Annotated in this window: 9 protein-coding genes; all 9 read right to left on the bottom strand. The window is 63.5% G+C overall.

The features are described from left to right. Positions 1–137: 137 nt before the first annotated feature. Entirely contained in the window at positions 138–572 is a 435-nt protein-coding gene (locus RGM2987_RS01810; protein ID WP_245138403.1) for a DcrB-related protein, read from the bottom strand. A gap of 18 nt (positions 573–590) precedes the next feature. Further along, entirely contained in the window at positions 591–2528 is a 1938-nt protein-coding gene (locus RGM2987_RS01805; RefSeq protein ID WP_245138402.1) for a type VI secretion system Vgr family protein, read from the bottom strand. Between the two features lie 169 nt (positions 2529–2697). Further along, complete coding sequence (gene tssH, locus RGM2987_RS01800) at positions 2698–5403, bottom strand: type VI secretion system ATPase TssH (protein ID WP_245138401.1); 2706 nt, start codon at positions 5401–5403, stop codon at positions 2698–2700. Continuing rightward, positions 5396–6448, bottom strand: coding sequence for a type VI secretion system baseplate subunit TssG (tssG, locus tag RGM2987_RS01795; RefSeq protein ID WP_245138400.1), 1053 nt, complete (start codon positions 6446–6448; stop codon positions 5396–5398). Before tssG ends, tssH begins: the two co-directional genes overlap by 8 nt. Beyond that, entirely contained in the window at positions 6412–8271 is a 1860-nt protein-coding gene (gene tssF, locus RGM2987_RS01790) for a type VI secretion system baseplate subunit TssF (RefSeq protein WP_245138399.1), read from the bottom strand. Before tssF ends, tssG begins: the two co-directional genes overlap by 37 nt. Then, the gene (tssE, locus tag RGM2987_RS01785; protein ID WP_245138398.1) at positions 8268–8780 is read right to left on the bottom strand and encodes a type VI secretion system baseplate subunit TssE; all 513 of its coding nucleotides are present in this window, start codon (positions 8778–8780) and stop codon (positions 8268–8270) included. The genes tssF and tssE overlap by 4 nt, the downstream gene beginning before the upstream one ends. Next, entirely contained in the window at positions 8774–9217 is a 444-nt protein-coding gene (locus tag RGM2987_RS01780; protein WP_245138397.1) for a hypothetical protein, read from the bottom strand. The genes tssE and RGM2987_RS01780 overlap by 7 nt, the downstream gene beginning before the upstream one ends. Continuing rightward, positions 9214–9654 (bottom strand): type VI secretion system amidase effector protein Tae4, encoded by a 441-nt coding sequence (locus tag RGM2987_RS01775; protein ID WP_214999625.1) that lies wholly within the window; start codon positions 9652–9654, stop codon positions 9214–9216. The genes RGM2987_RS01780 and RGM2987_RS01775 overlap by 4 nt, the downstream gene beginning before the upstream one ends. 81 nt (positions 9655–9735) lie before the next feature. Continuing rightward, positions 9736–10224, bottom strand: coding sequence for a type VI secretion system tube protein Hcp (locus RGM2987_RS01770; RefSeq protein ID WP_245138396.1), 489 nt, complete (start codon positions 10222–10224; stop codon positions 9736–9738). Positions 10225–10382 lie beyond the last annotated feature (158 nt).

The following is a 10382-nucleotide window of genomic DNA, read 5'->3' as shown; positions in this document are numbered from 1 at the left end:
GCCGTCGCCACGGCAGTGATCGCAATGTTCGCCGCCACCTCCAGCACCCCGCCGAGGATGTCGGCCATCATCGAGGTGTGCTCCAGCGCATCGCCCAGGCGGGCGGCCCAGAGTGCGTCAGACATGCAAAAGGCTCATCAGGCGGGCACGTCGAACTGCAGCGAAGCCTTGATCGTCGCCCAATGCGCAGCCTCGGCATCACCAAGCTTCTGGGCCTTGACGTAGCTCAGGGCGAACATCTTGCGGGTGCCGGGCAGCACCAGGGCCAGCTGGAACTGGAAGACCTTTTCGGTGCCCTTGCTGAACTGGCTGCGCAGCTCGATGGCTTCGACTTCCTGGTTGGCGCCCACGCGCACGGCGGCGCCCGGTTGGCAGCGCAGGTCCTGGACCTGTTTCTCCAGGCGCGCCAGTTGGTCGTCGAGGTTGCTTTGCAGCGTTTCGCCTTCGGCCAGCAGGCTGCGGCTGACGATCAACGAGGTGCCCAGCTCGGGGAACTTGAGGATGTTGATCGTCGCGTCCAGCAATTCACTGGGCGGTAGCTGGAACTGGAATTCATTGAGGCGGTAAGTCATTGCGCAAAAATCTCGTGGTTAGCCCTTTGACGGCGGGAACGCGGCCTGGATGTTGGCATCGATGCTGCCCTTGACGCCCTGGCCGTCCGGGGTGGCACCCGGGCCGCCGCCGTTGTTCAGGTGCAGCACGCCGCCGGTGTTGAACTCGGCATCGCCGCTGGCATAGAAACTGATCTGCACGCCAGTCAGGTTGATCTGGCCGCTGGCGTTGAGCTCCAGGATGCTTTCACCGCACACCAGGCGCAGGTTCTCGCCCACCTCAATGACGTAGCTCTGGCTGATGCTGTCGGTCTTGCGCAGGCCCACCGAGAGGATGTCCTCCTGCTTGACGATGCGCAGGCGGTTGTTGCCGATGGTCACCGTCTCGTTGTGACCGATGCTCTTGTTGCGGTCGTGACCCACGCTATGGCTTTCGTCCACCTCCACCACGATGTCCTGGTTGCGCTCGGCATGGATGTACAACTGCTCGGCGCCTTTTTTGTCTTCCATGCGGATTTCGTTGAAATTCGCCGGCGTGCCGCCCTTGCTCGAACGGCTCTTCATGCCGCTCTGGGTAGCGTTTTCGGGCAGGTCGTAGGGCACCGTCTGTTCGGCGTTGTAGACCCGCCCGGTGATGATCGGCCGATCCGGATCGCCTTCGAGAAAGCTGACGATCACTTCCTGGCCGATGCGTGGGATCTGCATCGAGCCCCAGTTTTTCCCGGCCCAGGATTGCGACACCCGAATCCAGCACGAGCTGTTCTCGTTGGACTGGTCGTGGCGATCCCAATAGAAGTGCACCTTCACCCGGCCAAACTGGTCGGTCCAGATTTCCTCACCCTTGGGTCCGACCACCAACGCAGTCTGCGGACCCTTGACGACCGGGCGGTGGGTGATGGGCAGCGGCCGATAGCTTTGCTGGGCGTCGATGCAGGTCAGGCTGCTTTCGAACTGTGCCGAAGGCGCGCCGACGCCGGTTTCGCCGCTTTCCTGGGAGAGGTAGTAGCGGGCGCCGACGATCAGGTATTCACGGTTCTGGTCCTGGCGGCTGAAGCCGGTGAGGCTGAACAGATGCCCCGAACCCAGGCCGCGGGCGTTGCCGGCCAGCTCGACCTGTTCGTGCAGGGTCTGCAAGGCTTCGATGCGGGTGCGGGCGTAGTGCTCGCCGTCTTCGCTCTGCACGTAGGTGCCGGGGTAGTCGTACAGCGGATAGTCGCCGGCGGCGTGGGGACGCGGCATGGCCGAGCGCACATCGATGCGCGCGCTGGGACGCTGGAAGTCATAGTCGTTGAGCTCCAGCGAGCCCGGTTGGACTTCCTGGGCCAGGTGCCAGTCGTGAATGTGATCGCGCTCGCGATGCTGGTCATTCTTCGGATAGTAGGGCACCGAGCCGTAGCCGGGCGCAGTGGTGTGCGCGCCATAGGCGTCGGCCAGCACCAGCACGTGGCGGCCCTGCTCATGACGGAAGAAGTAGTAGATCCCTTCCTGTTCCATCAACCGGCTGACGAAATCGAAGCTGGTCTCGCGGTACTGCACGCAGTATTCCCACTCGCGATACGGCCGGCTCAAGGCGTCTTCGAAATCGGAAAAGCCCAGGTCGCGGAACACCTGCTTGATAATCTGCGGGATGGTCAGGTTCTGGAAAATCCGGCAATCGGAGGTGCGGGTCAGCAGCCACAGCCACGGCCGTAGCGTGGCCTGGTAACTGGCGAACTGGCCCTGGTCGACGTCCTGGCTGCAGCGGGCCACGATGCCGTGGAAATAGCGCTCGCCACCGCCGTCCAGTTGCAGGCTCACGCACATCGGCTTGCCGAGCAGCTGGTTGAGGTCGATGGCGTTGTCCAGCGAGTGCAGCTGCAACTCGTAGTTGAACAGCCTGCCCAGCTCTTCGCCGCCACCCATGTCCTTGAGCAGCAGCACCTCGGGCCCCAGGGGGCTGGTGATTTTGGCCAGGCGTGTGGCTTGGTTGAATAACATCGGTGATCTCGTCGTTGTAGGGGCTGCGCCGCGTTGTATCTGCCGGAACCTGATCGACTTGTGGGAGCGGGCTTGCTCGCGAAAGCGGTGTGTCAGTCGACAGTGATGTCGCTGACAGATTGCATTCGCGAGCAAGCCCGCTCCCACATTGATCGCATTCCTCCAGTCGCTAGGCCGCGTCGCTGAAGTCGTAGTGCAATTCGTTGTCCACCGCGCTGATCCGCACCCCGGCCAGCGCCTTGCCTTCGAGCATGCGGGTGAGGAACTCGCGGCTCATGTCCGGCAGCAGGCTGTTGGTCAGGATGGTGTCGATCATCCGGCCGCCGCTTTCCGTCTCGGTGCAGCGCGAGACGATCAGGTCGATCACCGCGTCGTCGTAGTCGAACGCGACTTTGTGGGTATTCTCCACGCGCTTCTTGATGCGGTTGAGTTGCAGGCGGGTGATGGCCTTGAGCATTTCGTCGCTGAGCGGGTAGTACGGAATCGTCACCAGGCGACCAAGCAGGGCCGGCGGGAAAATTTCCAGCAGCGGCTGACGCAGGGCCTTGGCAATCTCTTCCGGCTCGGGCACGTTCTGCGGGTCTTTGCAGACCTGGGCAATCAGCTCGGTGCCGGCATTGGTGGTCAGCAGGATCAAGGTGTTCTTGAAGTCGATCACCCGGCCTTCGCCGTCTTCCATCACGCCTTTGTCGAACACCTGGAAGAAGATTTCGTGCACATCCGGGTGGGCTTTCTCCACCTCGTCCAGCAGCACCACGCTGTACGGTTTGCGCCGCACGGCTTCGGTCAGCACGCCGCCTTCGCCGTAGCCGATGTAGCCCGGTGGCGCGCCCTTGAGGGTGGACACGGTGTGGGCTTCCTGGAACTCGCTCATGTTGATGGTGATGACGTTCTGCTCGCCGCCGTACATGGCTTCGGCCAGGGCCAGGGCGGTTTCGGTCTTGCCCACGCCGGAGGTGCCGGCGAGCATGAACACGCCAATCGGCTTGCTCGGGTTGTCGAGGCCGGCGCGGGAGGTCTGGATGCGCTTGGCGATCATCTGCAAGGCGTGGTCCTGGCCGATGATGCGTTTTTTCAGGTGCTGGTCGAGGTTGAGTACGGTTTCCAGTTCGTTGCGGGCCATGCGGCCCACCGGAATACCGGTCCAGTCGGCGACCACCGAGGCCACGGCCTGGTAATCCACGGTTGGCAGGATCAGCGGGGTTTCACCTTGCAGGTCGCTGAGGCGCTGTTGCAGGTCCACCAGTTTCTCGCGCAGGGCGTGGCTTTCGTTGTCAGAAGCTTCGTTGTCAGAAGCGTCGCTGCTGCCGTCGCTGTCCACCACGCCGACGCGCTCGCGCAGGGTGGCGCGGGTGGCGAGCAGTTCGTCCACCAGGGCTTTTTCTTCGGCCCAACGGCTTTCCAGTTCGGCCAGGCGCTCGCGCTCGGCGCTCAGCAGGTTTTCGCTCTGGGTCTGGCGGGTGCCGATGTTCACGCCGATGGCGTGTTCGCGGGCGATGATTTGCAGCTCGGTTTCCAGCGCTTCGATGCGTCGACGGCTGTCGTCCACCTCAGCCGGCACGGCATGCAGGCTGATGGCGACGCGGGCGCAAGCGGTGTCGAGCAGGCTCACGGATTTGTCCGGCAACTGGCGTGCAGGGATGTAGCGGTGGGACAGCTTGACCGAGGCTTCCAGGGCTTCGTCGAGGATCTGCACCTGATGGTGCTGTTCCATGGTCGAGGCCACGCCGCGCATCATCAGCAGCGCCTTGTCTTCCGACGGCTCGGCCACTTGTACCACCTGGAAACGGCGGGTCAGGGCCGGGTCTTTTTCGATGTGCTTCTTGTATTCGGCCCAGGTCGTCGCGGCCACGGTACGCAGGGTGCCACGGGCCAGGGCCGGCTTGAGCAGGTTGGCCGCGTCACCGGTGCCGGCGGCGCCACCGGCACCCACCAGGGTGTGGGCTTCGTCGATGAACAGGATGATCGGTTTCGGCGAGGCCTGGACGTCTTCAATCACTTGGCGCAGGCGCTGTTCAAACTCGCCTTTCATGCTCGCGCCGGCCTGCAACAGGCCAACGTCGAGGCTGCGCAATTCCACGTCCTTGAGCGACGGCGGCACGTCACCGGCGACGATGCGCAGGGCAAAGCCTTCGACCACGGCGGTCTTGCCCACGCCGGCTTCACCGGTGAGGATCGGGTTGTTCTGCCGGCGGCGCATGAGGATGTCCACCAGTTGGCGGATCTCTTCGTCGCGCCCGACAATCGGGTCGAGCTTGCCGCTGCGGGCCTGTTCGGTGAGGTCGACGGTGAAGCGTTTGAGCGCTTCCTGCTTGCCCATGGCACTGGGGGCCATGGCGCCGCTGGCTTCGCCCGGCACGGCACCGGCGTTGAAGCCATCGCTGGCGCTCAGGGCGTTTTCCGGCGAGTCGCCGATGTATTCGTCGAAACGCTCGCTCAGGGCTTCGACCTTGACCTTGTCGAACTCCGACGACAGGCCCAGCAGCGCGTGGCGCAGGCTCGGGGTCTTGAGGATGCCGATCACCAGGTAACCGGTGCGCACCTGGCTTTCGCCGAACATCAGGCTGCCGTAGACCCAACCGCGCTCCACGGCTTCTTCGACGTGGGAGGACAGGTCGGTGATCGACGTCGAACCCCGTGGCAGGCGGTCCAGGGCATCGGTCAGGTCACGGGCCAGGCGCGCCGGCTCGAGGTTGAACTGGCGGATGATGCGGTGCAGGTCCGAGTCCTGCAATTGCAGCAACTGATGAAACCAGTGGGCCAGTTCCACATACGGGTTACCGCGCAACTTGCAGAACACGGTGGCGGCTTCGATGGCTTTGTAGGCCACGCTGTTGAGTTTGCCGAACAACGCGGCGCGACTGATTTCACCCATGCTCATGGCTCCTTGAGGTCTGTGAGGTGTTGGCCTGTTCGGCGTAATGCCGGGCCAGTATTAGATCGTTGGCATCTGTTTCGGGCTGTCCCAGCCAGGTGTTGAACCCCAGGCGGAAACGGCCGTTGAGTTGTAGCGCCGGGACTTCGGGCTGTTCCAGCACCAGGTTCAGGTCCCAGTCCAGTTCATGGCCCAGGTATTCGGCGACCCACGCCACCAGCTCGTTGAATGGCTGGCTGCCGGGCAGCATGCCCATGTAATCGGCGAGCTTGAGCGGCCCCAGGCGAATGCGGAATTTGTGCTGGCGGTCCCACACGTAGCGGCCCAGGCAGAAGTCGGTGCCCAGCTGATTGGCGCTCACGCCCACGCGGCTGCGCTCCGGCAGTTCCAGCCATTGGCCGACGTATTCTTCGATTTCCACCGGCAGCCCGAAGTACTCGCTGAGAATCGCCTTCAAGCCGTCCGGGTAGCGGGTTTGCGCCGCCAGGTGGCCGCTGTAATGCAACTTCGCCGTGTCCGGAATCAGGCCCTGATCGAGCAGGCTCGGCATGCCCCGGCCACTCAGAGACGCCAGGCGCGCCGACCAGTAGTCGTCGTCCGGGCGGTCGTGGCTGACCGTTGGCCGCGCTTCGGCCCAGGCCCGGTAGAACAGGCTGAGCAGGCGATGGTGGAACACGTCGAGAAAGCGCTTGCTGGTGCTGTCGCCATTGTTGCGTTGGCGTTCGCGCACGTACTCGGTGAGGTGCAACGGCATCGGGCCGTTGGGGCCGCCGAGGCCGAAGAAGAACTGCTCCAGGCGCGCCGGTGCACCGTCGACGCCCGGTTGCACCGAAGCCAGGGTAGCCGGGGCGAAGGTGCATTCGGCCTGTTGCCCCAGGCGCAGCGGGTCATCTGCCAGGCGCAACGAATGGCCCAGGCGCGGCAGCTCGGGGGACTCGCACTCGATGCGCCGCAACGCCTGGAAAAAGTCGTATTCCCAGGGCTCCTGGTGCATCGCGTCCAGGGTACTCACAGGGTCGGACGACGTCCGGGCTTGGCTTTCCATCGCATGATCTCGCCGCGTTCGGTGGTACGGATCACCGTCTCGGTAAAACTGTTGATCGACACGTAGCGTGCCAGGAAGCGTTCGAACACGGCGCCGAGCAGGAACACGCCGGTGCCGCGAAACGCGTTTTCATCGAATTCCAGGGTGATCTCCAGGCCACGGCCGAACACGATCGGGCCGGGCATCGGCAGGCGTCGGGTGCAGGCCTTGCTGCTGACCTCGCGCAGGCCTTCGATCTGCAATTGCAGCGCCGCGTCGTTGCTGTCGCCGTACAGGCGCAGCAGTTCGCGCAGGGCGGCAGCGCCCTGGCCTTGCTCGCTCAGGGACAAATAGTTCAGCGACAACTGGCTGATCAGTCGCCAGGCCTTGGCATCGTGGGCATGGCTGGCCCGCGGGCGACTCGGGCCGGCCACGCAGCGCACCGCGGCTACCGGCGCGCTGTCGGCCAGGGTGAAATCGGTCTTGCCGTTGCCCACGCTCATGAACAGCGGCAGGTCGCGGTTGGTGCACAACGCCGTCACGCCCAGTTGGCGCAGGTCATGGCGATAGGGCGCTTGCTGGCTGTCTACCAGGCTGACGAAGGTTTCGCTGCCGATGTAGGTCGAGCGCGGGCCGTTGCGCCGCTGGTCGCTGGACAACACCCGCGGTTCGCGGCGCACGGTGTAGTAAGCCTGGTCGCGCCCGTAACGGGACGGATCGCGCACGGCGTAGAACGGCAGGAACGGTTGCTCCGGCCCGGTGCCGTGGCCGGTGAGGCCGGTGAGCGAATGCACTTCGAAATCCATCGGCCGGGTGCGGTCGGCGATCACGTGGTGCTCGTTGACCCGCTCCGACAGGTGAATGCGGTCCAGCCGCCGGGGGAACAGGTTGATCGCCGGGGTGCAGAACGGCAGGAATTGCGCCGCGCTGACGCTGCCTTCCAGGCTCGGATCGTGACGGTCGAACAGCACGATCAGCTCAAGCTCCTGGCCGTCGCAGCGCTTGACCGCCCGGCTCAGTTGAGTGAAATCGACGAACAGGAAGCGCTGGGGCAGGGCGAAGTATTCCTGCAACAGGCGATAGCCTTGGAAGGCCCGCGACACCACCGGCAGCGCCGCATCGGCATCGTCGAAACCCCGCGAACGCAGCGCGTCCTGCGGCAGGCGCTCGACCCAGTCGCCGCCGGGCTTGCGGGCAAACACCGCGCAGGCGTTGCCGAGCAACTGCTCGTAGAGGCGGAACGGTTGTTCGTCGGTGCCGTTGAGGTACAACGGCAGGTTGTCCAGGGCCAGGCTGTTGAACGGCAGTTCGGCACCGGTGCGCAGGGTGATGCGCAGGCCGGCTTTGGCTTTCGGTTCACTGGCGGCCAGGCGCCCGAGCACGGTGGACGGGTTGCCGAAGTATTCGGCCTGGCTGACCTGCAACGGCCACAGCGTCACCGCGTGAGCGGTGCGGTACTCGCAGCAGGTCTGGGTTTCACGACCCAGGGCGGCCCGCAGGACGGTGTCCCGAGGCAGCGGGAAACCACCGCTCAGCGAGCCTTCGTCCGGGTCGGCCTGCATCTGCACCACGGTCATCGACGGCGTCGGTGCCAGGTAATGCGGGTAGGCGATTTCCAGCAGGTTGTGGGTGAACGTCGGGTACTCGGCATCGAGCTTGAGCTGCACCCGGGCGGTCAGGTAGGCGAAGCCTTCGAGCAAGCGTTCGACGTACGGGTCGGCGCAGTCCATGCCGGACAACGTCAGCCGACTGGCGATCTTCGGGTATTCCTTGGCGAACTCCGCCGCGCTTTCGCGCACATGGTGCAGTTCTTGGTTGTACAGCTCCAGCAGGCGCGGGTTCATGGGCGCCTCCGCTGATCGGCGTTGACCACTCGCACATGGCCGGTTTCCAGGTCCAGGTCGGTTTGCAGCATCAGGCGCAGCGGCACCGGCTGGGCCCACAGGTCGCCTTCGATCTCGAAGCTCAGGGCGTTGTGGTTCATCTCTGCCGTCGCCCGGGCCCGCACGCGCAGGGTGTGGCGCAGGATCCGTGGCTCGAACGTGGCGATGGCTTGGTGGATCAGCGCTTCGAGGGCCGGGACATCAACGTTCGACGCACTGTTGCCGGCCAGCGCCGGCAGCCCGAAGTTCACCACCGAGGTGCCTGCCGGGGTATGCAGCGTCGCGTCGTGGCTGAGCAGGGAAGTGGTGTTGAGCAGCCACGCCAGGTCGCGCAGCACCGAAGCCTTGAGCTGGGTGAGCGACAACACGCGCTTGTCGGCGCTTTCCTTGGGATTGGTCGGATCGTCGTCGGTCAGCCGGTCCAGCAGGGACGGTTGCAGGCGATCGCGGGTGGCGATTTCGGTTACCACGTAAAAAGGGCCACGAAGTTTTTCTGGTCGAAAGCGCCCGGCAGGCAGTGACCACCGCCAGCTACCATCGAGGCTTCCAGCTGACCAGCGATTTTCCTGATCGCCTGGTACTGAGAGCGGCATTCAGTGCTCGGTGCAGGTTCCGGTGCGAAGTGCTGGACGATAATAATCTGGGCGTTATTGAATTTTTCGACGCGTGGTTTACCTTGGCGATCGACGCCCAGATGACAAGGCCAGGGCATGTCCAGGGTCAACAGGCTTTGATCCGGTTTACGCAAGGCGCAGCGTTGATCGTGGTTCTCAAGGGTCAATACTTGACCGCCAAGATCGACCTGATTGTCTTGTGCGGTGGTTGTGTCCGGGGCCGTTTCGGCGCAAGCGTACAGACTCAATAGCAAGCAACTCGACAGCAGTGAATGCAGCGTACGCTTGATCATGGCAGTTCCCAGAACCAGACTTGCTTTGAGCGATGGGCCTGGTCGGCGAAGTCGCCCGTGACCCTGCCGCGATTCCACAGATCGATGTGGTCGCCGGTACGCGCTTCCAGGGATTGCCCGTGCCGTGCAAAGCAGTCCTTGAAGAAGATGATCCCGGTCTTTTGAGCGAGCTTGCGCCGATCTTCGGCACTTCCCGAGAGAATCAGCGGACGACCCAGATGGTGCCGCCAGAGCCAGTTGGCCAACGACTCCGCGCCACGTGCGTGTTCGTGGGCGCATTTGGGTTCGGTGTAGGTGGATTTGTTGACCTTGATGGTTTTTTCCGCGTTGAGCGTGACGCTCATGCGGATTGCGCATTGATTGTCCCAAGGGCCGTCGCAGGGCGTTGGCGTATCGGGATAGCTGTTCCACAAATTGATAAACGAAGGCTTGGCCATGACTCAGATACCGCGCTGTAGAGGATTGGATTCGAGCAAGCACCAAACACCCCCGGCGCGTGGCGCCGGGGGTGTCTTCGATTACACCTTGGTGTTGGTGCGGATGTTCCAGCCGAACTTGACCGGGCCGCCTTCCTTGGTGCCGTCGGCTTTCTGCGGCTGGTAGTCCACCAGCACCTTGGCGAAGTTCAGGGTGACGTTTTCGGTCAGGCGATCATCGCTGCCCGAACCGCCGGTGCTCAGGGAGGTGATGATCACTTCTTCCAGGTTGATGATCATGTACTCGACCTGGCTTTCACCGCCGGCCTTGCGCACGACCAGCTTGACCTTGTCGATGTGCTTGCCGCTGGCGCAGTGCATCATCAGGTTCGGCGAGGCCTTGTCGACCCACTTGGTCAGCGACAGGTCCTGGATATTGACCTTGCCCGCGCCACCACCGGTGCCGGAGTGCATGTTACCGGTCTGGGACATGCCCCAGCTCCAGTTCAGGACGTCGATCTCGTCCTTGTGGGCCTTGTCCATGGACTCGCCCTTGATGTCGCCGATCTTGATGAAAATATCAACAGCCATGTTTTCTCCCTGTGTGGTCTCTACCACGTTGTTTGATTGACGCTGACCTGCGAATTCTGTGTTCAACAGCGATTTTCAATTCGATGAAGATCTTCTGCAGGACACCCTTTGTGGCGAGGGAGCTTGCTCCCGCTTGGGTGCGCAGCACCCACGAGAAG

It is taken from the genome of Pseudomonas sp. RGM2987 (assembly GCF_022952855.1).
Classification (GTDB): domain Bacteria; phylum Pseudomonadota; class Gammaproteobacteria; order Pseudomonadales; family Pseudomonadaceae; genus Aquipseudomonas.
The sequence above is the reverse complement of the archived record's forward strand: the minus strand, read 5'-3'. Positions and strand labels throughout refer to the sequence as shown.